The sequence below is a fragment of the Streptomyces sp. BR123 genome (assembly GCF_013401435.1).
Lineage (GTDB): Bacteria > Actinomycetota > Actinomycetes > Streptomycetales > Streptomycetaceae > Streptomyces.
In genome coordinates this window covers 25,243-46,859 of record NZ_JACBGN010000023.1, presented here as the reverse complement: position 1 = coordinate 46,859, position 21,617 = coordinate 25,243, and the positions used below count along the sequence as shown (strand labels likewise).

The 21,617-nt window shown below is 70.5% G+C and carries 20 protein-coding genes, 1 pseudogene and 1 riboswitch; of the genes and pseudogenes, 6 read left to right on the top strand and 15 right to left on the bottom strand.

Annotated elements, in window-relative coordinates; translation table 11 throughout:
* Positions 1-179 (top strand): annotated as a pseudogene (locus HYE82_RS06315) (transposase); the annotation flags it as partial.
* A 202-nt stretch (positions 180-381) separates the two neighbouring features.
* Here the strand turns inward: HYE82_RS06315 and HYE82_RS06310 are convergent.
* The 4 genes from HYE82_RS06310 to HYE82_RS06295 form a co-directional block, all read right to left on the bottom strand.
* Positions 382-1,437, bottom strand: a complete 1,056-nt coding sequence (locus HYE82_RS06310; protein ID WP_179172929.1) for an NlpC/P60 family protein — start codon at positions 1,435-1,437, stop codon at positions 382-384.
* A gap of 232 nt (positions 1,438-1,669) precedes the next feature.
* Entirely contained in the window at positions 1,670-2,695 is a 1,026-nt protein-coding gene (locus tag HYE82_RS06305; RefSeq protein ID WP_179172928.1) for a C40 family peptidase, read from the bottom strand.
* Positions 2,696-2,964: 269 nt separating this feature from the next.
* Positions 2,965-4,329: an NYN domain-containing protein gene (locus tag HYE82_RS06300; RefSeq protein ID WP_179172932.1), complete on the bottom strand. Its 1,365-nt coding sequence runs from the start codon at positions 4,327-4,329 to the stop codon at positions 2,965-2,967.
* A 52-nt stretch (positions 4,330-4,381) separates the two neighbouring features.
* Positions 4,382-4,621 carry a hypothetical protein gene (locus HYE82_RS06295; protein WP_179172927.1) on the bottom strand — a complete coding sequence of 80 codons (240 nt, stop codon included), beginning with the start codon at positions 4,619-4,621 and terminating at the stop codon, positions 4,382-4,384.
* 127 nt (positions 4,622-4,748) lie between these two features.
* Between HYE82_RS06295 and HYE82_RS06290 the strand changes: the two genes are divergently transcribed.
* Together HYE82_RS06290 and HYE82_RS06285 are read left to right on the top strand one after the other, a co-directional pair.
* Positions 4,749-5,471 carry a rhomboid family intramembrane serine protease gene (locus tag HYE82_RS06290; RefSeq protein ID WP_256986958.1) on the top strand — a complete coding sequence of 241 codons (723 nt, stop codon included), beginning with the start codon at positions 4,749-4,751 and terminating at the stop codon, positions 5,469-5,471.
* Positions 5,468-5,749 (top strand): Lrp/AsnC family transcriptional regulator, encoded by a 282-nt coding sequence (locus HYE82_RS06285; RefSeq protein WP_179172925.1) that lies wholly within the window; start codon positions 5,468-5,470, stop codon positions 5,747-5,749. The genes HYE82_RS06290 and HYE82_RS06285 overlap by 4 nt, the downstream gene beginning before the upstream one ends.
* A 334-nt stretch (positions 5,750-6,083) precedes the next feature.
* Here HYE82_RS06285 and HYE82_RS06280 read toward each other — a convergent pair whose 3' ends face one another.
* The 6 genes from HYE82_RS06280 to HYE82_RS06255 all read right to left on the bottom strand — a co-directional run bounded on the left by HYE82_RS06280 (position 6,084) and on the right by HYE82_RS06255 (position 13,363).
* Positions 6,084-7,505 (bottom strand): aminotransferase class V-fold PLP-dependent enzyme, encoded by a 1,422-nt coding sequence (locus HYE82_RS06280; RefSeq protein WP_179172924.1) that lies wholly within the window; start codon positions 7,503-7,505, stop codon positions 6,084-6,086.
* A gap of 243 nt (positions 7,506-7,748) precedes the next feature.
* A riboswitch (SAM riboswitch) is annotated at positions 7,749-7,865 on the bottom strand.
* An 80-nt stretch (positions 7,866-7,945) separates the two neighbouring features.
* Positions 7,946-9,019 (bottom strand): anthranilate phosphoribosyltransferase, encoded by a 1,074-nt coding sequence (gene trpD / locus HYE82_RS06275; RefSeq protein ID WP_179172923.1) that lies wholly within the window; start codon positions 9,017-9,019, stop codon positions 7,946-7,948.
* Between the two features lie 147 nt (positions 9,020-9,166).
* Positions 9,167-10,804: a cytochrome bc complex cytochrome b subunit gene (locus HYE82_RS06270; protein WP_179172922.1), complete on the bottom strand. Its 1,638-nt coding sequence runs from the start codon at positions 10,802-10,804 to the stop codon at positions 9,167-9,169.
* Positions 10,801-11,859 carry a ubiquinol-cytochrome c reductase iron-sulfur subunit gene (locus HYE82_RS06265; RefSeq protein WP_179172921.1) on the bottom strand — a complete coding sequence of 353 codons (1,059 nt, stop codon included), beginning with the start codon at positions 11,857-11,859 and terminating at the stop codon, positions 10,801-10,803. The genes HYE82_RS06270 and HYE82_RS06265 overlap by 4 nt, the downstream gene beginning before the upstream one ends.
* Positions 11,856-12,665 carry a c-type cytochrome gene (locus HYE82_RS06260; RefSeq protein ID WP_179172920.1) on the bottom strand — a complete coding sequence of 270 codons (810 nt, stop codon included), beginning with the start codon at positions 12,663-12,665 and terminating at the stop codon, positions 11,856-11,858. The genes HYE82_RS06265 and HYE82_RS06260 overlap by 4 nt, the downstream gene beginning before the upstream one ends.
* A gap of 77 nt (positions 12,666-12,742) precedes the next feature.
* The gene (locus HYE82_RS06255; protein WP_179172919.1) at positions 12,743-13,363 is read right to left on the bottom strand and encodes a heme-copper oxidase subunit III; all 621 of its coding nucleotides are present in this window, start codon (positions 13,361-13,363) and stop codon (positions 12,743-12,745) included.
* 187 nt (positions 13,364-13,550) lie between these two features.
* Here HYE82_RS06255 and HYE82_RS06250 point away from each other — a divergent pair, with 187 nt between their 5' ends.
* Complete coding sequence (locus HYE82_RS06250) at positions 13,551-13,952, top strand: hypothetical protein (protein WP_179172918.1); 402 nt, start codon at positions 13,551-13,553, stop codon at positions 13,950-13,952.
* Between the two features lie 119 nt (positions 13,953-14,071).
* Here the strand turns inward: HYE82_RS06250 and HYE82_RS06245 are convergent, their stop codons facing one another.
* The 4 genes from HYE82_RS06245 to coxB all read right to left on the bottom strand — a co-directional run bounded on the left by HYE82_RS06245 (position 14,072) and on the right by coxB (position 18,536).
* Entirely contained in the window at positions 14,072-15,319 is a 1,248-nt protein-coding gene (locus HYE82_RS06245) for an Ig-like domain-containing protein (protein WP_179172917.1), read from the bottom strand.
* A 129-nt stretch (positions 15,320-15,448) separates the two neighbouring features.
* On the bottom strand, positions 15,449-15,847 hold the full coding sequence (locus HYE82_RS06240) for a cytochrome c oxidase subunit 4 (protein ID WP_179172916.1): 399 nt from the start codon (positions 15,845-15,847) through the stop codon (positions 15,449-15,451).
* Positions 15,844-17,568: a cytochrome c oxidase subunit I gene (gene ctaD / locus HYE82_RS06235; RefSeq protein ID WP_179172915.1), complete on the bottom strand. Its 1,725-nt coding sequence runs from the start codon at positions 17,566-17,568 to the stop codon at positions 15,844-15,846. Before ctaD ends, HYE82_RS06240 begins: the two co-directional genes overlap by 4 nt.
* Positions 17,565-18,536 (bottom strand): cytochrome c oxidase subunit II, encoded by a 972-nt coding sequence (gene coxB, locus HYE82_RS06230; RefSeq protein WP_179172914.1) that lies wholly within the window; start codon positions 18,534-18,536, stop codon positions 17,565-17,567. Before coxB ends, ctaD begins: the two co-directional genes overlap by 4 nt.
* A 282-nt stretch (positions 18,537-18,818) precedes the next feature.
* Here coxB and HYE82_RS06225 point away from each other — a divergent pair, with 282 nt between their 5' ends.
* Positions 18,819-20,213 (top strand): cysteine desulfurase/sulfurtransferase TusA family protein, encoded by a 1,395-nt coding sequence (locus tag HYE82_RS06225; protein WP_179172913.1) that lies wholly within the window; start codon positions 18,819-18,821, stop codon positions 20,211-20,213.
* 43 nt (positions 20,214-20,256) lie between these two features.
* Here HYE82_RS06225 and HYE82_RS06220 read toward each other — a convergent pair whose 3' ends face one another.
* Complete coding sequence (locus HYE82_RS06220; protein WP_179172912.1) at positions 20,257-21,234, bottom strand: carbohydrate kinase family protein; 978 nt, start codon at positions 21,232-21,234, stop codon at positions 20,257-20,259.
* Positions 21,235-21,366: 132 nt separating this feature from the next.
* On the opposite strand from HYE82_RS06220, the gene HYE82_RS06215 reads away from it, so the two are divergent.
* Positions 21,367-21,582 carry a hypothetical protein gene (locus HYE82_RS06215; protein WP_179172911.1) on the top strand — a complete coding sequence of 72 codons (216 nt, stop codon included), beginning with the start codon at positions 21,367-21,369 and terminating at the stop codon, positions 21,580-21,582.
* The last annotated feature ends 35 nt before the right edge of the window (positions 21,583-21,617 follow it).

The window sequence follows — 21,617 nt, the reverse complement described above, 5'->3', positions numbered from 1 at the left end:
GGAGGCCTACCGCGACCGCAACGTGGTCGAGCGATGCTTCGCACGACTCAAGCAGTTCCGCGCGATCGCGACCAGGTACGACAAGCTCGCCGACCGCTACCGCGCCGGAGTCGTGCTGGCCTCGCTGGTCCTCTGGCTCCGCGAACCAGCCAGATGATCATTTGTCAGACACTGCCTAGTGCGCTGGCCGGAAGGGTCTGCCGGCTCGCGGCGTCCGGTGCGGTACGGCGCGAGGCGGAGGGCCTCAGCCCTTGCGCGGCGCACTCGCACGGTCCGACAACGCGGCGAGGTGCCGCACCCGGGGGCACCGCCCGGCGGTAGCCGGCGGAGCGCGGTGAGGGCGGTGCACCCTTCCGGTCGGAGCGCCGGCCGGGGCTCCGCTCAGGGACGGGTGACGGAGGCCACCGGCATCATGCCGACGGGGTCGTAGCGGACCCGGGCACCCGGGTGCGGGGCGTGGACCACCTGGCCGTTGCCGACGTACATGCCGACGTGGCTGGCGTCGGAGCGGTAGGTCACCAGGTCCCCCGGCCGGGCCTCGGACAGCGGGACCCGCCGGCCCGCGTACCGCTGGGCCTGCGAGGTGCGCGGCAGGGAGACGCCCGCCTGCCGGTACGACCAGACCATCAGCCCGGAGCAGTCGAAGCCGGAGGGGCCCGTGGCGCCCCAGATGTACGGCCTGCCCACGGCGGAGCGGGCGGCCCGGACGGCCGCCGCGGCGCGGCCCGAGGCGGGGCCGAACGAGCCGTCGGCGGGCGGGTCGGGCAGCGCGCCGTCGCGGTCGCCGGTGCGGGAGGCCCGTTCGAAGTCGGCCCGGTCCTGCGCGGACATCTCGTTCAGCAGCCGCCGGGCCGCGGCGAGCTTCGTCGTGACGACGCTCTTCTCCCGGGCCGCGTCGGCCCGTACGGCCTCCAGTTCGACGAGTTTCCGCGCGGCCTCGCTGCGCTCCTGGCCCAGTCTCCGCTGCTCTTTGCGCAGTTCGTCGAGCTGCCGGGCCTGGTGGTCGGTGAGCCGGCCGAGGGTGGCGGCCTTGTCGAGGTAGTCGTCGGGGTCCTCGGACAGCATCAGTTCGACGGCGGGATCGATGCCGCCGGAGCGGTACTGGGCTCCGGCGAAGGCGCCGAGGAGGCCGCGCATGGTGTTGATGCGGTCCTGGGCGCGGGCGAGCCGGTCCCGGGCGCGGCCGACGTCGGCGCGGAGCCGGTCGGCACGCTCCCCCGCCTCGTTGAAGCGTTCGGTGGCGCGTTCGGCTTCCTCGAAGAGCCGGTCGACCTGGGCCCGGACGGTCGCCGAGGGCTCCTTCGGCAGGGCGGGGGCGGCGGTGGCGGGCACGACGGTGATGGCGGCGGCGGTGGCCGCCGCGGCGGCCGCGGTCAGCATGCCGACCTTGGTGTTCCGGTCGAGGCTGCCGGGTTCGGACCGGCGGTGGGACGCCATGCGGAGCCGCTCCCTTCCGCTGCGCGGGACCGGGTCCGTCCCCCGTGGACGGCCGTGTGCCGGGTTCCGCGCTGGCAGACAGTAGCCGCGCGGCTACCCGCCGGCCAACGTCCGTCGCGGGCCGCACATGCCGGAGCCCCGCCTCAGACGCAGGTCATCGGCGGGGCACGGGGTCAGATCGCGGCGGCGCAATTCGCCCGGATGGGCGGTGTCGGACGGTTTCGGGCCGCGGTCAGACGCGTACGCCGAACTGGAACGGCATGTTGTTGATCGACTCGTACTTGACGCCGCCGCGCGGGTTCGAGGCGTGCAGCACCGTCCCGTTGCCCGCGTACAGGCCGACGTGGTGCAGGTCGGAGTAGAAGAACACCAGGTCGCCGGGCTGGAGTTGGCTTCGGCCGATCCGGGTGCCGTCGTTGACCTGGGTGTAGGTGGTCCGGGAGATGCTGACGCCCGCCTGCTTGTACGCCCACTGCGTCAGGCCGGAGCAGTCGTAGGCGCTGGGGCCGGTGGCGCCGGAGACGTACGCGTAGCCCAACTTGGTCTTGGCGGCCTCCAGGGCGGCGCCGGCCCGGCCTGAGGCCTTGACGCTGCCGAGGTCGGCGCGGGCGGCCTCGCTCCGGCTGGCGCGGCTGTCCTCGTCCTTGAGCTGCTGTCGCTCCTGCGCGGTCAGGGTGTTGAGGAGGGACTGGGCCTCGGCGAGCTTGCCCTGCGAGGCCTTCTTCTTCTCGCCGAGTTCCTTGCGGGTGGCGTCGAGGTCGGCGAGCTTGCCGGCGGCCTCCTGGCGCTGCTGCGCGAGGCTGCGCTGCTTGGCCTGGATCTTCTGGACCGCCTCGACCTGCCTGCCCGTCAGCTGCTGGAGGGTGGAGGCCTTGTCGAGGTAGGTCTCGGGGTCGCCGGAGAGGAAGAGGGCGACGGACTGGTCCATGCCGCCGGTGCGGTACTGGGCGCTGGCCATCGAACCGAGTGTGGAGCGGAGCTGGTTGAGCTCCTCCTGGCCGCGGGCGACCTGGTCCTGGAGCAGGCCTATCTCCTTCTCCAGCTTCTCCTGGCGCTCCTTTGCCTGGTTGGCCTTCTCGGTGGCGTGTTCCGCCTCCTCGTAGAGGGCGTCGACCTTGGCCTTGACCTCGTCCTTGCCCGGCTGGCCCGGCGCGGCGGAGGCGCTGTGCGCGGAGAGGGCGACGGCTGCGGCGGCCGTGGCGGTGAGCACGGTCACCCGTGCGCGGCCCGGCTGCTTGGGTCGACGGTGGGACGCCACGAGCCGGGCTCCTTTGCTTCGCACCGCCGGGGGAAGGGGGGCGCGTCAGGCGCGCACGGGCCGGCGACACCTCCGCCGACACCCCGAATGAGTGATCTACCGCACGAAGGTTTGAGCAGACCCTAGTGACCCCGTGTGATCACTTCAAACCCCCGCGGAAAAAAACCCGGCCCCCGACCAGGTTCTTTACCTTCACTGCACGCTGTGTGCCGACGAGTTGACGGTAGGTTCCCCGACGCCCCGATGAAATCGGGCATTACGTCGAGGAGTTAGGAAACGCGCGAAAGCCGCTTCAGGAGCAAAGCGGACGTCACGGGCCGGGCTCCGACCTTCGCCACGCCGTCGGCCACCTCGCGGTCCGTCGAGACGACGACCACCGGCCGGCCCGGCGGCTCCGCGCGCACCAGCTGGCGGATCAGCTCGTCCGCCGTGACACCCGGCTTGGAGAACAGCACCCGCACCCCGCGCGGCGGCGCGAGGAGCACCGGCGCGGCCAGCTCCGCCCCGTCGAAGACGCAGGTCGTCTCCGCACCGGTCTGGGCGGCCAGCATCGACAGCCCGCCCAGCAGCCGCAGCCGCTGCTTCTCCAGCGGCATCGTCGGATAGCCGGTCTTGGTCACGTTGTAGCCGTCGACGACCAGGTGCACCTGGGGCAGTGCCAGCAGCTGGTCCAGCAGTGCCGGGTCGGTCTCCGACAGCGCCCGCGCCGCGATGTCCTTCGGGCTCATCCGGCCGGGCTCCACCGCGTCCACGGTCTCCGCGGGCCGCATCGAAACCGGCGGCAGCGCCAGCTCCCGGCGCAGCCCCTGGGCCGCGTCCAGCACGGTGTCCAGCAGCAGCCGCAGCCGCATGTCCTCGACGCTGCGGCCTTCGCGGGTGGCCCGGCGGGAGGTCTCCAGTGCCGCCTCGGCCTCCGCCAGACGGGACTTGAGCCGACGCGTCTCGCTCTCGGCGGACGCCACCTGCGCGGCCGCCTCGGCACGGATGCCCTCGATCTCGGCGGTGAGCTTGCGCAGGGCCGCCTCGCCCCGCTTGATGTCGCTCAGGGCGCTGCGCAGCTTGCGCTGAAGCGATTCGGCTTCCTTCCGGGCCGCCTCCAGCTCGCCGCGCACCTGTTCGCCGCCGTGCCGCTGCAGGTCCCGTAGGTGGGCCAGCTCCTCGCGGAGCCGGTCCACTTCCCGCCGGGCCTCCTCGTCCGCCCGCTCGGCGTCGGCGCGCTGCGCCTCCTCGCCCGCGGCGGCCACCAGCTTCACCCAGCCCGCCGGCCGCAGGATGTACGCGGCGGCGGCCACGTCCAGCGGGTCGGCGGCCGCGGGCGGGGCGCCGGACTCCAGCGCCCCGGCCAGCTCCGCCTGGGCCTCGCGCACCTTGTCGGCGACGCGCCCGCGGAAGACGGCGTCCGTCTCCACCGCAGCGGCCATGGCGTTGCCCGCGAACTTGGCGCGCCGACTCGGGGTGAACCGGGCGTACTGGCGCAGCTGTCCCGGGAGGTCCGCGACCGTCAGTGCGCCGAAGGCGTCCGAGACGAGCGCGACGACCCGGCGCCGCACACCCTCCGGCAGCGGGCGGTCGAGCGCCTCGGCGGCGTCGCCGGCCGCATCGGCCGGGTCAGCGCCGCTTCCTGGCTCCACAATCCGTCACCCCTACCGTGTTCTACCGTGTTCTTCTCGCTGGGGCGCGGCTCCTTCAGGAGTCCGCGCCCGGCCTGGCCACAAGTTCGATCCGGTCCACTGCGTTGCACCAGCGGCAGCGGACCGACTCGATGGTCTCACTGACCACCTCACGCTCCTCGACCTTGGGCTCCCCGGCAAGGTCCAGGTGGACGTACTCCACGACCTTCGACGAACGAGTGACGTCGAAACGCGTGAGGTTGCCGCACAGGGTGCAGCGCCACCGGGTGCTGTCGGTCGGCAGGGGAACCGTCATCGGGCCGCACTCTCCTTCGTAGCTCTTTCAATTAAAGCCGCCGTCTGCAGGAATCGGCGGACCGCAGCACGTAACCCTACGGCCTGCCGAGGCGTGGGAAGGGGCCGGTCGGGTCATGCTCAATCGCATGATCGTAAAGTGGCGCGCCGTGCGCGAGGCCGCCCGGGGTCCGGTGGTCACCCACGCGCTGATCGCCGCCTGCTGCGCGGTGTTCCTGCTCGGTCCGGCCTCCGGCCTGAACCCGGCGTACGGAACCGGCGAGCGGCTGCTGGAGACGGGGACCGCGTACTTCCGGCACTGGGGGGTGGTCCCGGCCGAGCTCTTCGGGGGGTCCGCGCGGGCGCTGCTGACGCCGCTGACCGCCCTGTTCGTCCACGGCAGCTGGCTGCACCTGCTCGGCAACCTGCTCTTCCTCCACGTCTTCGGGGCGATGGCGGAGGAGCGGATGGGCCGCGCGGCCTTCCTCTGCTTCTACGTGTGCACGGGCTACCTCGCGCTGGCGGCGTACGCGGCGGCCAACGCCTCCTCCGGGGAGACGCTCGTCGGGGCGTCCGGAGCGATCTCGGCGGTACTGGGCGCGTTCCTGTACCTGTTCCCGCGGGCCCGGGTGACGAGCCTGTTCCCGTTCCTGTTCTTCCTGCCGCTGCGGTTCCCCGCGTGGCTGGTGCTGCTGTTCTGGTTCGGCCTGCAGTGGGTGGCGGCGCACCGGGCGGGCAGCGGCCCCGGGGTGGCGTACCTGGCGCACCTGGTGGGCTTCTCCCTCGGCTTCGTGCACGCCTGGGTGCGCTACCGGCGTGCGACTAGAGTGAGGCGACCAGCGACGGCCACCGAGGGAGACAGCCAGCCATGATCACCGCGATCGTGCTCATCAAGACCAGCGTGGACCGCATCCCCGAGATCGCCGAGTCCATCGCGGCGCTGGAGAACGTCAGCGAGGTCTACTCCGTCACGGGGACGTACGACCTCATCGCCCTGGTGCGCGTGAACCGCCACGACGACCTGGCGGACATCATCCCGGGCCGCATCAGCAAGATCCCCGGCGTGGAGGCGACCGACACGCACGTGGCGTTCCGCACCTATTCCCAGCACGACCTGGAAGCCGCCTTCGCCATCGGCCTGGACGCCTGAGCGCTCCGCCGGGAGTCCGGTCATGACACCGCGGGCCGGTGGGGGCTGATCGCGCAGTTCCCCGCGCCCCTACGGGGCGCGGTACCGCACCGGATCTTACCGGTCCCGCGCGGGTACCGCCTGCCGCCTCCCGCACCCCCGGCCGCGGCGACGACCGGCAGCGTCTCTTCGGCGCCGGTGGACGTGCTCCGTGCCGAGGTCATCCTCGTACAGGACGCGGCCGGGCGCCACCCTGCGGCCGGTCCCGCAGGCGTCGGTGGCGTACGTCCGGAACGGTCCGGGGACGCCCCGCCGGTCGCACCCGGCGTCGTGTGGGTCATGGCCGGCACGCCGGTCACACGGCCGGGACGCAGCGGCCCTCCTCCGTGCGGTACTGCAACTGCGCGCCCTCGGTGACGAGCTCCCGGACCGCGCGGACGAACCGCTCGACGTGCTCGTCCGGGGTTCCGGCGCCGAAGCTCACCCGGATCGCGTTCAGCGACGACTCCCCGGGCGCCGCCTCCGGGGCCCCGCACGCGCCGGGCTCCTGCGGGGCGCTGCCGAGCAGGGTGCGCACCAGCGGGTGGGCGCAGAAGAGGCCGTCGCGGACCCCGATGCCGTACTCGGCCGACAGGGCGGCGGCGAAGTGGGAGCTGTTCCAGCCCTCCACCACGAAGGAGATGACGCCGACGCGCGGGGCGTCGTCCCCGAACAGCGAGAGGATCCGGACCTGCGGGATGCCGGAGAGGCCCGCGCGGACCTGAGCGATCAGCTCGCGCTCCCGGGCGACGAGCCGGTCGAAGCCCGCCTCGGTCAGGGCGCGGCAGGCGGAGGCGAGGGCGTGGACGCCGATGACGTTGGGGGATCCGGCCTCGTGGCGGGCGGCCGTGGTGTGCCATTCGACGTCGACGCCGCCGTCCTCGCGGCGGGCGACCGTCCGCGAGGCCCCGCCGCCGGCCAGGTACGGCTTCGCCTGCTGCAGCCAGTCGGCCCGTCCGGCCAGCACGCCGGAGCCGAAGGGCGCGTACAGCTTGTGCCCGGAGAGGGCCACCCAGTCCACGTCGAGGTCCCGGACGGAGACGGGGTGGTGCGGGGCCAGCTGGGCGGCGTCGAGGACGATCCGGGCGCCGTGGGCGTGCGCGGCGGCGGCGAGCTCCTTCACCGGCCACAGCTCACCGGTGACGTTGGACGCCCCGGTCACGCAGACCAGCGCCGCGCCGTGGGGGTCCCGGCCGGCCAGGGCCCGCTCCAGGGTGGCCACGGCCTCGTCCGGCGTGCGCGGCGCGTCGAGGTACGTCACCTGCGCGCCGTCCCACGGCAGCAGCGAGGCGTGGTGCTCGGTCTCGAAGACGAAGACCCGGCAGTCGGCGGGGAGGGCGGCGGCGAGCAGGTTGAGGGAGTCGGTGGTGGACCGGGTGAAGACCACCTGGTCGGAGGGGCGGCAGTCCAGGAAGGCGGCGACCGCGGCCCGGCTCTGCTCGAAGAGGTCGGTGGAGAGCTGCGAGAGGTAGCCCGCTCCGCGGTGCACGCTGCCGTAGTAGGGGGCGTACGCGGCCACGTCGTCCCAGACGCGCTGCAGGGCCGGGGCGCTGGCGGCGTAGTCGAGGGCCGCGTAGGTGACCTCGCCCCCGGTGACGAGCGGCACGGTGACGTCCCGGCCGAGGACCGGGAGCGGCCCGGCACAGGCTGCGCCGTCGGCAGCGGCTGCACAGGCGGCAACGGGCGCAGGGGCAGGGGCGACGGTGGCGGTGGCGGTGGCGTTCCGGAACGCGGACATGGCGGTATCTCCCGGCGGGCAGGCGGAATCGGCTTCGGATGTCACCCGTCCGCGGGTACGGCGCTGCGGCCGACCGGGGGACGGGGAAATGCCTCGGAGCACGGGCCGGGGGCGTACGCGGCTGTCCGGGTACGCGGAGGGAAGGGACCTCGGTCCGAGGGTGGAGAAGGGGCGGAGCCGCCCTATCGCATTCGCTTGCTCACGGAAAGAACTCCTCGAAGACCAGGACCCCTGGTGTCGAGGGATCCGCGCTTGCCGCGGACCTCGCTGCCCGCGGCCTGGTCATCACCCGGGGCACCCCGCCACGGAAGGAGGGTTGCCGGACAGCAAGCCGGGGCCAGAACGCTGTCACTCGTGACCTGGTCAGTCATCCTGCCACACGATCCCGGACGTGCAAGGCCCCGGTCCGCATGCCGGACCGGGGTCTTGGCCGAAAAGGATCAGTCAAGTCGGGCGTTGCTGGCGGCCACCCACCGCTCCAGGGCGGCCCGTGCCGCACCCGAGTCGATGGCTTCCGCGGCCCGCTCGATGCCCGCCCGGATCTGCTCCTCCAGGGAGCCGCTGCCCGGGTCCACGGCCACCAGGGCGGCGGCCGAGTTCAACAGCACCGCGTCCCGGACCGGGCCGGTCTCGCCGGCCAGCAGCCGCCGGGCGACGTCCGCGTTGTAGGAGGCGTCGGCGCCCCGCAGCTCCTTGACGTCCACCAGCTCGATGCCCACGTCGCGCGGGTCGAAGGCCTCCTCCTGCACCCGCCCGTCGCGGACCCACCAGACCCGGGAGGTGGCGGTGGTGGTCAGCTCGTCCAGGCCGTCGTCCCCGCGGAACACCAGGGCCGAGGAGCCGCGCTCCGCCAGCACGCCCGCGACGATGGGGGCCATCCGGGCGTCGGCGACGCCGGTGGCCTGCGCCCGGACCCGTGCCGGGTTGGTCAGCGGGCCGAGGAAGTTGAAGGTGGTGCGGATGCCCAGCTCGCGGCGGGCCGGGGCCACGTGCCGCAGCGCCGGGTGGAACTTCACGGCGAAGCAGAAGGTGATGCCGGCCTCCTCGGCCACCCGGGCCACCCGGGCCGGGGTGAGGTCCAGGTTGACGCCGAGCTTCTCCAGCACGTCGGAGGCGCCGCTGGCCGAGGACGCGGCACGGTTGCCGTGCTTGACGACCTTGGCGCCGGTGCCGGCGACCACGATGGAGGACATGGTCGAGATGTTCACCGTCTTGGCGCCGTCGCCGCCGGTGCCGACGATGTCCACGGTCCGGCCGGGCACCTCGATCAGGTTGGCGTGTGCGTACATGGTCCGCACCAGGCCGTTGATCTCCTCGACGGTCTCCCCCTTGGCCCGCAGGGCGACCGCGAATCCGGCGATCTGGGCGTCGGTGGCCTCACCGCGCATGATCCGGTCCATGGCCCACGCCGTGTCGTCGGCGTGCAGGTCCCGGCCGGAGAGCAGCGCCTCCAGTACGGCCGGCCAGGACCGGTCCGCCACGCTGTCGCCGCCTGCCGGGGTCACAACGTTCATGGTCCGCTCCTGAGGGTCCACAGTCGGATGGGAAGGCCTTCAGCCTATCCAGGCCGGGAGGACGGCAAAGAGCCCCGTCCAGACCCTGGACGGGGCTCTTGCCGTGGGCGACACCGGGACTGACCGAAATCAGACCCTCATGCGGGATCAGTGGTGGCCGTGGCCGCTCTGGATCTCCTTGAACTCCTCCACCGTGGGCTTCGGAATCTGGTTGCCCTCGCCGTACATGCCCTGGCTGAGCTTGGCGCGGAGCTTCTCCGACATCTTGACCTTGCGCTCGACGCCGTTCTCGTCGACCGTCGGGCCGATCTCCAGCGGCTCGTACTGCTCGTGCGCGGTGAGCGTGTGCAGCTTGGCCTGGTCGAGGGTCTCGTGGACCTCGACGAACTCACCGTGCGGCAGCCGCTTGATGACGCCGGTCTCGCGACCGTGCAGCACCTTGTCGTGGTCCCGGCGCTGCAGGCCGAGGCAGATGCGCTTGGTGACGATGAACGCGATCACCGGGACGGCGAAGAAGCCGATCCGCACGAACCAGGTGATGTTGTTGATCGAGAGGTGGAAGTACTGCGCGAACATGTCGTTGCCACCGCCGATGAGGAGCACGATGTACTCCGCGATCCAGGCGACACCGAAGGCCGTGCGGGTCGGGGCGTTGCGCGGGCGGTCCAGGATGTGGTGCTCGCGCTTGTCGCCGGTGACCCAGGACTCGATGAACGGCCACACCGCGATCGCGCCGAGGACCAGCGGGAAGAGCAGCAGCGGGATGAACACGCCCAGGACGAGCGTGTGGCCCCACAGGTTGATCTCCCAGCCGGGCATGGCACGGATCAGGCCTTCGGGCATACCCATGTACCAGTCGGGCTGCGCACCGGTGGACACGTGGTCCGGGCGGTACGGGCCGAGCGCCCAGATCGGGTTGATCGAGGCGATCGCCGCGATGGCCGCGATGACACCGAAGACCAGGAAGAAGAAGCCTCCGGCCTTGGCCATGTAGACCGGCAGCAGCGGCATGCCGACGACGTTGTTGTTCGTCCTGCCGGGGCCCGCGAACTGGGTGTGCTTGTGGTAGAAGACCAGGATCAGGTGGGCCACCAGCAGGCCCATCATGATGCCGGGCAGCAGCAGGATGTGGATCGAGTAGAACCGGGCGACGAAGTCGCCGCCGGGGAACTCGCCGCCGAACAGGAAGAACGAGAGGTAGGTGCCGACGACCGGCACGGACAGGATCGCGCCCTGCATGAAGCGGACACCGGTGCCCGAGAGCAGGTCGTCCGGCAGGGAGTAACCGGTGAAGCCGGTGAACATGCCGAGGACCAGCAGCAGGAAGCCGAAGACCCAGTTGACTTCGCGCGGCTTGCGGAACGCGCCGGTGAAGAAGACGCGCATCATGTGCACGATCATCGCGGCGACGAAGATCAGCGCGGCCCAGTGGTGGATCTGCCGGATGAGCAGGCCACCGCGGACGTCGAAGCTGATGTCCAGGGTCGAGGCGAAGGCCTCGGACATCCGGACGCCCTGCATCGGCACGTACGAGCCGTGGTACACGACCTCGTTCATGCTGGGGTGGAAGAACAGCGTCAGGTACACACCCGTGAGGATGATGATGATGAAGCTGTAGAGGGCGACCTCGCCCAGCATGAAGGACCAGTGGTCCGGGAAGATCTTGCGCATGTTCGCCTTGGCGAGGCTGTAGATGCCCAGGCGGCCGTCCGCCCAGTCAGCCACGCGCTCGCCGGCGGGCGCCTTGCGCTTCCCGGCCGATGTGTTCGTAGTGGCGGTACTCATCCGCGCTCCCAGAATGCAGGACCGACGGGCTCCGCGAAGTCGCCGAGCGCCTCGAGGAAGCCTTCGCGGTTCACGCCGATCCGCAGCTGCGGAAGCGCGTGGCCGGCGGGTCCGAAGACGACGCGACCGCCGTCGGAGAGGTCGAAGGTGGACTGGTGGCACGGGCAGAGCACGTGGTGCGTCTGCTGCTCGTACAGGCTGATCGGGCAGCCGACGTGGGTGCAGATCTTCGAGTAGGCGACGATGCCGTCGTGGGACCACTCGAGTTCCTGCTTGTCCTTGATGTCCTCCGGCTGGATGCGGACGATCATCAGGGCGGCCTTGGCGATCTCGGTGTTGAAGTCGTGCGCGTCCTCCTCCAGCCCCTCGGGCATGACGAAGGTCAGCGAACCGACCGGGACGTCCTCGGGACGCAGCGGCTCCATCGTGTTCTGGTTGATGAGCAGCTTGCCCTTGGCCCACAGGGTGTGGCGCAGCTTGTCCTCGGGCAGCGGACCCAGGTCCCGCATGATCACGACGGCGGACAGCGGCAGCATGGCCAGCGCGCCGAGCATCGTGTTGCGGATCAGCGGACGGCGGGCGATGCCCGACTCGTTCGCACCGTCGGCGAAGTCCTGCATGACCTTCGCCTTGACCTCGGGCGAGGCCGCGATCTCGTGGCGGTCGTCGGCGACCTCCACGTCGGACATCAGGGTGCGGGCCCAGTGGACCGCGCCGGCGCCGATGCAGAAGAGGGCCGCGCCCAGGCTCATGCCCAGGGCGAAGTTGAGCGCGCTGATCTTCCCGAGGGGGAAGAGGAACACGATCTTGTCGACCGGGATGACCACGTACGACACGATGAACGCGACGGTGGCCAGCATCGAGACCGTGAAGAGCATCGCCACGGTGCGCTCGGAGCGCTTCGCGGCCCGCTCGTCGATGTCCTGGATGCGCGGCTTGTGGACCGGCAGGCCCGGGTCTGCGAACGGTTCGTCCGCGACCGCTACACCGGCGTGGTGCTCGTCGCCCTGCTCGCTCGGCAGGTGCTTTTCTTCGGGAATGTCTTGGCTACTCATGACTTCTTGGCCTTAGCGGTGTGGGCCGCGACCCAGACGGCGACAGCGATCAGCGCACCCAGACCGAAGATCCAGCCGAACAGGCCCTCCGAGACGGGGCCGAGGCCTCCGAGCTTCAGGCCGCCGGGGTTGACCGACTTCTCGCCGTTCACGTTCTGGAGGTACGCGATGATGTCCTTCTTCTGCTTCTCCGGCATCGTCGTGTCGGGGAAGGAGGGCATGTTCTGCGGGCCGGTGAGCATGGCCTCGTAGATGTGCTTCGGCGAGACGCCCTCGAGGTTCGGGGCGTACTTGCCGTCGGTCAGCGCGCCGCCCTCGCCCGTGAAGTTGTGGCACTGCGCGCAGTTGTTGCGGAACAGCTCGCCACCCTTCGCGACGTCGGCGCCGGCCGGGTCGTACTGCTTCGCGGTCGGCGTGATCGGACCGGCACCGAGCGAGGCGATGTACGCCGCCAGCTGGTCGATCTGCGCCTGCGAGTAGATGTTGGGCTTCTTCGGCACCTGGGCGCCGGGCTGCTGGGCCGGCATACGGCCCGTGCTCACCTGGAAGTCGACGGCCGCGGAGCCGACGCCGACCAGGCTGGGGCCGTCAGTGGTTCCCTGACCGCCGGTTCCGTGGCAGCTTGCGCAACCCACGGCGTAGAGCTTCTTGCCCTCCTCGATGGCGAGGGACTGGGCGGTTTCATCGGCCTGCGCCTTGCCCGCAGGGGCGAAGGCGGCGTACAGCCCCCCAGTGGCCGCCAGCGCGAGGAGTAGAACGACGACCGCCGCCAGCGGATGGCGTCGTCGTGCGGAGAGCTTTTTCACGGATTACCCCGGTGTCAGGATCTTCTGCGTCGGTGTTTCTGGATGTCGGTGCCGGGTCCGGCCCGGTGACGTGCTCGCTACTTGATCAGGTAGATCGTCGCGAAGAGGCCGATCCAGACGACATCGACGAAGTGCCAGTAGTAGGACACGACGATGGCCGACGTGGCCTGTTCGTGGGTGAACCTCTTCGCGGCGTACGTCCGGCCGAGGACCAGCAGGAAGGCGATGAGACCGCCCGTCACGTGCAGGCCGTGGAAGCCGGTGGTCAGGTAGAAGACCGAGCCGTACGGGCCGGACGAGAGCGACATGCCCTCGTGCTTGACCAGCTCGGTGTACTCGAACACCTGGCCGCCGATGAAGATCGCGCCCATGACGAACGTGATGATGAACCACGTACGGAGCTTCTTCACGTCACCGCGCTCCGCGGCGAAGACGCCGAGCTGGCACGTGAGGGAGGAGAGCACCAGGATCGTGGTGTTCGTCGCCGAGAAGGGCAGATTCAGGGCCGAAGCCTGCTCTGTCCAGTACTCGGTGCCCGTCACCGATCGCAGGGTGAAGTACATCGCGAAGAGGGCCGCGAAGAACATCAGCTCGGAACTCAACCAGATGATCGTTCCGACGCTGACGAGGTTCGGTCGATTGACCGTCGGGTGCGCGTGCCCGGTATCTACTGTCGTTGCTGTCGCCACGACCGACATTATGTCGGTCGCTTATCCGGCCCTCACGCCGGGGGGTGCCGTTCGGAGTGTCCGGGCCCCGTGCAGGGCCCGAACGGCCCATCAGCCGACCGTGCGCGAGGGTGTGCGAACCGATGTTGACACCGGGTCGGGAGGAGTAGCATCCCGCGCAACATCAACGTGATTCACGGCACCGTGGAGGAACGAAATGCGGTCGACTGCACGGGTTCTGCTCTACAGCGACGACGCGAACACCCGGCAGCAGGTGCGCCTGGCGGCCGGACGCCGGCCGGCCGCGGATCTGCCGCCGGTGGAGTTCACCGAGTGCGCCACGCTGCCTGCCGTCCTGTCCGAGCTGGACGCGGGCGGGATCGACGTGTGCGTCCTGGACGGCGAGGCCGTTCCGGCCGGCGGCATGGGCGTGTGCCGGCAGATCAAGGACGAGGTCTTCCGCTGCCCGCCCGTTCTGCTGCTGATGGGCCGTCCGCAGGACGCCTGGCTGGCCACCTGGAGCCGTGCGGACGCGGCGGTGACCCTTCCGGTCGACCCGGTGGAGTTCGCGGACGCCCTGGCGCGCCTGCTGCGCGCACGGCTGTCCCTGGACGCATAGCGGGCGCGGCGGCGCTGCGGGCGCGGCGGACGGAGCCGACGGACGCAGGGCCTCGTACGGGCCCTGCGCCGCGGCCGCAGCGGGGGCTGCACCGGGCCCGCCCGGACCGGGTGCCGGCCTCAGACCCGCGGGCGCAGACGGGCCTGGTCGACGACACTGCGGCCGTCCTGGGTGTCCTTGAGGAGGGCGCTGCCCTGGCGCCAGTCCTTCCAGTTCATGTTCCAGTCGCCGTAGCCGTTGCCGAAGGCGGGCATGTCCTCGCCGATGCTGTTGACGACCTGCACGATGTCGCCCTCGGTGATGTTCTCGAAGAACCAGGCCGCGTTGCCCGTGCTCATGCCGGTGCAGCCGTGGCTGACGTTCTCGTAGCCCTGGGAGCCGACGGACCACGGGGCGGCGTGGACGTATTCACCACTCCAGGTGACACGGGTCGCGTAGTAGACGGGCAGGTCGTAGTTCTCGCTGCCGCCGATGCCGACGGTGTCGCCGCGCATCCGGACGAAGTACTGCTTGCCGAGCACCACTTTGACGCCGTTGCGGGTGGAGAAGCCGGGCTTGCCGGTGGTGATCGGAATGGTGTTGATCACTTCTCCGTTGCGCTTGAACGTGAGGTGGTGGGAGGCGGCGTCGGTGAGGACCTCGACGCGGTCCCCGATCTGCAGGGTGACCGGCTTGCTGGCGGCCCCGTGCATGTCCTTGGAGATCCTGACCCCCTCCAGATTGCTCCGTACGGAGACGGTGGAGTGGGCGGGCCAGTACTCCTTGGGCCTGAAATGCACGTGCTTGTCGTCCACCCAGTGCCACGCGCCCTCGACGCCGGGCGGGGTGTCGACGACCAGGCCCCGTTCCACGACCGCGCGGGCGGCCCGGTCCTTGACGGCCTCGTCGAGTTCGGCCGTGATGGGCTGTCCGACGCCGTATTTGCCGTCCTGCGGGCCGAATGTGACCTTCAGGACCTTCTTGGCCGGAGTGGTCTCGAACGTCAGCCTGCGCCGCCCGGGAGCACCCCGCTCGTTCTCCGTGTTCACGGTGACCGTGTAGCGGGTTCCGGCGGCCATGGCGGTGGTGCTGTGCCAGCGGTCGCCCTTGGCGGTGAGCTCGCCCGCGAGGCGGTGGCCCAGGCTGTCCACGGCGGTGACGTCGGTGATGCGGACGCCCCCGGCCGCCTTGGCCGTGACCTCCAGGGGGCGGTTGTGGTCGACCGGGCGGCCGCCCTGGACCTGGTTGAAAGCGACTGCGTCGCCCGCGTCGTAGGGGCGGGCGGACAGCGGGTTGTCGCCGGGCCCGCATGCGGTGGCGCCGGCACCGAGGGACGCGGCCAGCAGGGAGCAGCCGACGACCGTCCATAGACGCGGTGAGTGCTTCATGGGGCCAAGGCTATGAAAACCAGACAAATAAGGCGCGTGGTGTGACTGCAAAAGAGGGGCCCGGACTCCTCTGTTCGAGGAGTCCGGGCCCCGGACCACCGGCCGTCCGGCCGGGTACTGCCGATACCGCTACTGGTTCTGGTTCTCACCGCGGTAGTACTCGTACACCCAGCCCCACAGGCCGATCACGATGATCGGGGCCGAGAAGTACAGGAGCCACCAGCCGAAGATGACGCCCATGAAGGTGAGCGCACCACCGATGGCCAGCGAGAGCGGCTGCCAGCTGTGCGGGGAGAAGAACCCCAGCTCGCCGGCCTCGTCGGCGACTTCGGCCTCCAGGTTGTCCTGGGCCATGTCGTCGACGCGCTTGGCCGTGAAGGCCAGGTAGTAGCCGATCATCACGCTCAGGCCGAAGGCCAGGAAGAGCGCGGTGGTTCCCACGGGCTCCTTCGACCACACGCCGTACACGACGGCCATGATCAGAATGAAGGCGGAGAGCCAGAGGAACATCTTGCCCTGGATCTTCACTTGCCGGCCTCCTTGGCACCGGTGACAGCCTTGGCGCCGTGGTCCTCGAGGTGGTCGAGGGCCGCGATCTCCGGGTGGTGGAGGTCGAAGGCGGGCGACTCACTGCGAATACGCGGCAGGGTGAGGAAGTTGTGCCGCGGCGGCGGGCAGGACGTCGCCCACTCCAGCGAACGGCCGTAGCCCCACGGGTCGTCGACCTCGATCTTCTTGCCGTACTTGGCCGTCTTCCAGACGTTGTACATGAACGGCAGCATCGACAGGCCGAGCAGGAACGAGCTGATCGTCGAGATCATGTTCAGGCCGGTGAAGCCGTCGGCGGCGAGGTAGTCCGCGTAGCGCCGCGGCATGCCCTCGGCGCCGAGCCAGTGCTGCACCAGGAACGTGCCGTGGAAGCCCACGAACAGCGTCCAGAAGGTGATCTTGCCGAGGCGCTCGTCCAGCATCTTGCCCGTGAACTTCGGCCACCAGAAGTGGAAGCCGGAGAACATCGCGAAGACCACGGTGCCGAAGATGACGTAGTGGAAGTGCGCGACGACGAAGTACGAGTCGGAGACGTGGAAGTCCATCGGGGGCGAGGCCAGGATGACGCCGGTCAGACCACCGAAGGTGAAGGTGATCAGGAAGCCGACGGCCCAGAGCATCGGGGTCTCGAAGGACAGCGAGCCCTTCCACATGGTGCCGATCCAGTTGAAGAACTTCACACCGGTCGGTACCGCGATCAGGAAGGTCATGAAGGAGAAGAAGGGCAGCAGCACACCGCCGGTGACGTACATGTGGTGCGCCCACACCGTCACGGAGAGGCCGGCGATCGCGATCGTCGCCGCGATCAGACCGATGTAACCGAACATCGGCTTGCGCGAGAAGACCGGGATGACCTCGGAAATGATGCCGAAGAACGGCAGGGCGATGATGTACACCTCAGGGTGTCCGAAGAACCAGAAGAGGTGCTGCCACAGCAGTGCGCCACCGTTGGCCGCGTCGAAGACGTGGCTGCCGAACTTGCGGTCGGACTCCAGCGCGAAGAGCGCGGCGGCCAGGACCGGGAAGGCGAGCAGGACCAGGACACCGGTCAGCAGCACGTTCCAGGTGAAGATCGGCATGCGGAACATCGTCATGCCCGGAGCGCGCATGCAGATGATCGTGGTGATGAAGTTGACGGAACCGAGGATCGTACCGAAGCCGGAGAAGGCCAGGCCCATGATCCACATGTCGGCGCCGATGCCCGGCGAGCGGACCGCGTCCGACAGCGGGGAGTAGGCGAACCAGCCGAAGTCGGCGGCACCCTGCGGGGTGAGGAAGCCGGCCACCGCGATGATCGAGCCGAAGAGGTACAGCCAGTACGCGAACATGTTCAGCCGCGGGAACGCCACGTCGGGCGCGCCGATCTGCAGCGGCATGATCCAGTTCGCGAAGCCGGCGAACAGCGGCGTGGCGAACATCAGCAGCATGATCGTGCCATGCATGGTGAACGCCTGGTTGAACTGCTCGTTCGACATGAGCTGCGTGCCCGGACGGGCCAGCTCGGCGCGCATGAAGAGCGCCATCACGCCGCCGATCAGGAAGAACACGAACGACGTGACCAGGTACAGCGTACCGATGGTCTTGTGGTCGGTCGTGGTCAGCCATTTCACGACCACGCTGCCGGGCTGCCTGCGCCGCACCGGCAGCTCGTTTTCATACGAGTCGGCGGCGGCACCCTGGGATTCGTTGAGGATGCTCACAGTTTGTTCGTCTCCGCATTCCGGGCCGGGTCAGTCTGCTTGATGCCGGCCGGGAGGAAGCCGGTCTGCCCCTTCTCGGCCAGTTCCTTCAGGTGCGCCCGGTATTCCTCGGGCGAGACGACCTTGACGTTGAAGAGCATCCGGGAGTGGTCGACACCGCAGAGCTCGGCGCACTTGCCCATGAAGACGCCCTCCTGGGAAGGCGTGACCTCGAAGACGTTGGTGTGGCCCGGGATGACGTCCTGCTTGAAGAGGAACGGAACCACCCAGAAGGAGTGGATGACGTCGTTCGAGGACAGGATGAAGCGGACCTTCTCGCCCTTGGGCAGCCAGAGGGTCGGACCCGGGTTGCCCGTCTCCGGGTTCCTGTCGCCGGGGATGCCCTTCTCGTAGACGCCTTCGGCGCCTGCCGGGAAGTCCTTGGTGAAGCGGTCCGGAATGGAGGCCAGCTCCTTGGGAGCCTTGCCGCCCTTCGGGGTCGCCCCGTCACCGTCGACGTTCTCGATGTAGTTGAAGCCCCAGCTCCACTGGAAGCCGACCACGTTGATGGTGTGCGCCGGCTTCGAGAGGGCGAGGAGCTTGGACTCGTCACGCGCGGTGAAGTAGAACAGCACCGAGACGATGATGAGCGGGACCACGGTGTACAGCGCCTCGATGGGCATGTTGTACCGGGTCTGCGGGGGGACCTCCACCTTGGTCCGGCTGCGCCGGTGGAACAGGACGCTCCACAGGATCAGGCCCCACACCAGGATGCCGGTGGCAAGAGCGGCCGCCCAGGACCCCTGCCACAGGGAAAGGATGCGAGGCGCCTCCTCCGTGACGGGGTAGGGCATTCCGAGGCGGGGGAAGTCTTTCCAGTTGTACGAGCAACCAGTGGCGGTCGCCAGAACCACGCCCGCAGTCAGCGCCTGCAGCAGCTTCCGCCGCATCGGGCGCCGCGGCGAGCGGTCGGAGCCGTAGGGACTCACGTAGCGCCTTCCCGAGAGTCTCGGCCCGCGCGGCCGGCCGCGGCCGTGTTCGGGTCGGTCGCCGGCCCTGACGCAGGCAGGGGTTTGGATGTTTATGCGGACCAAACCCTACTGGACGCTATTTGGGGTCGCGCGGGGAGGGTGCCCAACGCGCCGCTACTGCCCCCGAAGGGATGGATCCGCCGTACGGGGGACGGCACAACACCCGCTGAATGGCGGGCTCCGGGCGTATCTGACGCCCCCTGACCTCCCCTCCCCCCGGGCTCCCGTTAGCGTGACCGGATGCCGTACTTCGACACCGCGTCCGCCGCCCCGCTGCACCCCGTGGCCCGGCAGGCGCTGCAGGCCTCGCTGGACGAGGGGTGGGCGGACCCCGCCCGGCTGTACCGGGAGGGCCGGCGCGCGCGGCTCCTGCTGGACGCGGCGCGCGAGGCGGCCGCCGAGGCGGTGGGCTGCCGCCCCGACGAGCTCGTGTTCACCCCTTCGGGGACGCATGCGGTTCACTCGGGCATTGCGGGCGCCGTCGCCGGGCGCCGGCGCATCGGCCGCCACGTGGTCGTGTCGGCCGTCGAACACAGTTCCGTGCTCCACGCTGCCGAGGCGCACGAGGCGGCCGGCGGCACCACGGCCCGGGTGGAGGTGGACCGGACCGGCGCGGTATCGGCGGCGGGGTACGCCTCCGCGCTGACCCCCTCGACCGCGCTGGCCTGCCTGCAGTCGGCCAACCACGAGGTGGGCACGGTGCAGCCGGTGGCGGAGGTGGCCGAGGTGTGCGCGGCAGCCGGGGTGCCGCTGCTCGTGGACGCCGCCCAGTCGCTGGGCTGGGGCCCGGTCGAGGGCGGCTGGTCGCTGCTGGCCGCGAGTGCCCACAAGTGGGGCGGCCCGGCGGGCGTCGGCCTGCTGGCCGTCCGCAAAGGTGTCCGGTTCTCGCCCCAAGGACCCGCCGACGAGCGGGAGTCGGGCCGCTCCCCCGGGTTCGTGAACCTCCCGGCCATCGTCGCGGCCGCCGCGTCCCTGCGGGCGGTGCGGGCCGAGGCCGAGGCGGAGGCGGTCCGGCTGCGGGTGCTGGTGGACCGGATCCGGCGGCGGGTGGCCCGGCTGGTGCCGGACGTGGAGGTGGTCGGCGACCCCGTACGGCGGCTGCCGCACCTGGTCACCTTCTCCTGCCTGTACGTGGACGGCGAGGCCCTGCTCCACGAGCTGGACCGGGCGGGCTACTCGGTCTCCTCCGGCTCCTCCTGCACGAGCTCCACCCTGACCCCGAGTCATGTGCTGCGGGCGATGGGCGTGCTGTCGGAGGGCAACGTACGGGTCTCCCTGCCGCGGGGGACGACCGCCGAAGAGGTCAACGGCTTCCTGGACGTCCTGCCCGGCCTGGTCGCCGGGGTGCGGGCCGCGCTCGGCGCGGACGGGCCGGAGCCGCAGGCCCCCGCCGCCGGGCCCTCGGAAGCCGACGCCCTGGAGATCGACGCCCTGGGCCTGCGCTGCCCGCAGCCGGTGATCGAGCTGGCCCGGGCCATCGGCGCCGTCCCGGTGGGCGGGACGGTCACGGTCCTGTCGGACGACGAGGTGGCCCGGCTGGACATCCCGGCGTGGTGCTCGATGCGCGGCCACACCTACCTGGGCGAGTCCCCCCGGCCGACGGGCACGGCGTACACCGTCCGCCGCGAACTCTGACCGGGCGGGGCTCCGCGCCCCGCCCGGTGCCGGGCGGCCGGAACTACGCGACCAGGTGCTCGCGGACCTCGGCGGCGGCGTCCTCGCCGTACGCCTTGGTGAAGCGCTCCATGAAGTGGGCGCGGGCCAGGGTGTACTCCTGGGTGCCCAGCGTCTCGATCACGAGGGTGGCCAGCATGCAGCCGACCTGCGCGGCGCGCTCCAGGCCGACGCCCCAGCCGAGGCCGGCCAGGAAGCCGGCGCGGAAGGCGTCGCCGACGCCGGTCGGGTCGACCTTGGCGGTCTCCTCCGGGCAGCCGACGGTGATGGTCTCCTCGCCGGCGCGCTCGATCCGGACGCCGCGGGAGCCGAGGGTGGTGACGCGGGTGCCGACCTTGGCGAGGATCTCCTCGTCGGACCAGCCGGACTTCGTCTCGATGAGGCCCTTCTCGTACTCGTTGGAGAAGAGGTAGGTGGCGCCGTCCATCAGGGTGCGGATGTTCTCGCCGTCCATGCGGGCGATCTGCTGGGAGAAGTCCGCGGCGAAGGGGATGCCTCGCGTCCGGCACTCCTCGGTGTGGCGGAGCATCGCCTCGGGGTCGTCGGCGCCGATGAGGACGAGGTCGAGGCCGCCGATGCGGTCGGCGACGGCCTTCAGCTCGATGAGGCGGGCCTCGCTCATCGCGCCCGTGTAGAAGGAGCCGATCTGGTTGTGGTCGGCGTCCGTGGTGCAGACGAAGCGCGCGGTGTGCAGCACCTCGGAGATCCGCACGGAGGAGGTGTCGACGCCGTGCCGGTCCAGCCAGGCCCGGTACTCGTCGAAGTCCGAGCCGGCCGCGCCGACCAGGATCGGGCGGAGGCCGAGCTGGCCCATGCCGAAGCAGATGTTCGGGCCGACACCGCCCCGCCGGACGTCGAGGTTGTCGACGAGGAAGGAGAGGGAGACCGTGTGCAGCTGGTCCGCGACGAACTGGTCGGCGAAGCGGCCGGGGAAGGTCATGAGGTGGTCGGTGGCGATGGAGCCGGTGACTGCGATACGCACGGCGTGGATGCTCCTGCAAGGACGGCAAGGGTGACAGTCAACGCTACCCGCTAACGGCCCGGACGCCGACCGCACGAAACTACCCCGTAGTAGGCCTTTCTTCGCCCGGCGGGCCGTGCCTACCGTGCCCCCATGACCTACACCGATGGATTCGGCTACGGAGAGTACGCGTCCGACACGCGGCCGGGTTTTGCGCGGCTGCTCGGCGACTGCGCCAGGATGGCCCCGCACTGGGCGGTCCCCGCGGACCCGCGTCCGGCCAGGGTGGCGCCCTCGCAGATCCACGGGATCAGCGTTCCGCCCTCCTCGGCCCGGCTCATCGCCGCCACCGCCGAGTACGGCGATTAGGGCGCGGCGGAACCGGTTTCGCCTCTGTTCCGTCA

Coding starts and splice junctions, on each gene's coding strand:
- HYE82_RS06310 (WP_179172929.1), bottom strand. CDS start 1,437: ATGGCGTCCCACCGCCGGTCCGAACCCGGCAGCCTCGACCGGAACACC.
- HYE82_RS06295 (WP_179172927.1), bottom strand. CDS start 4,621: ATGACGGTTCCCCTGCCGACCGACAGCACCCGGTGGCGCTGCACCCTG.
- HYE82_RS06290 (WP_256986958.1), top strand. CDS start 4,749: ATGATCGTAAAGTGGCGCGCCGTGCGCGAGGCCGCCCGGGGTCCGGTG.
- HYE82_RS06285 (WP_179172925.1), top strand. CDS start 5,468: ATGATCACCGCGATCGTGCTCATCAAGACCAGCGTGGACCGCATCCCC.
- HYE82_RS06280 (WP_179172924.1), bottom strand. CDS start 7,505: ATGTCCGCGTTCCGGAACGCCACCGCCACCGCCACCGTCGCCCCTGCC.
- trpD (WP_179172923.1), bottom strand. CDS start 9,019: ATGAACGTTGTGACCCCGGCAGGCGGCGACAGCGTGGCGGACCGGTCC.
- HYE82_RS06270 (WP_179172922.1), bottom strand. CDS start 10,804: ATGAGTACCGCCACTACGAACACATCGGCCGGGAAGCGCAAGGCGCCC.
- HYE82_RS06265 (WP_179172921.1), bottom strand. CDS start 11,859: ATGAGTAGCCAAGACATTCCCGAAGAAAAGCACCTGCCGAGCGAGCAG.
- HYE82_RS06255 (WP_179172919.1), bottom strand. CDS start 13,363: ATGTCGGTCGTGGCGACAGCAACGACAGTAGATACCGGGCACGCGCAC.
- HYE82_RS06250 (WP_179172918.1), top strand. CDS start 13,551: ATGCGGTCGACTGCACGGGTTCTGCTCTACAGCGACGACGCGAACACC.
- HYE82_RS06245 (WP_179172917.1), bottom strand. CDS start 15,319: ATGAAGCACTCACCGCGTCTATGGACGGTCGTCGGCTGCTCCCTGCTG.
- HYE82_RS06225 (WP_179172913.1), top strand. CDS start 18,819: ATGCCGTACTTCGACACCGCGTCCGCCGCCCCGCTGCACCCCGTGGCC.
- HYE82_RS06215 (WP_179172911.1), top strand. CDS start 21,367: ATGACCTACACCGATGGATTCGGCTACGGAGAGTACGCGTCCGACACG.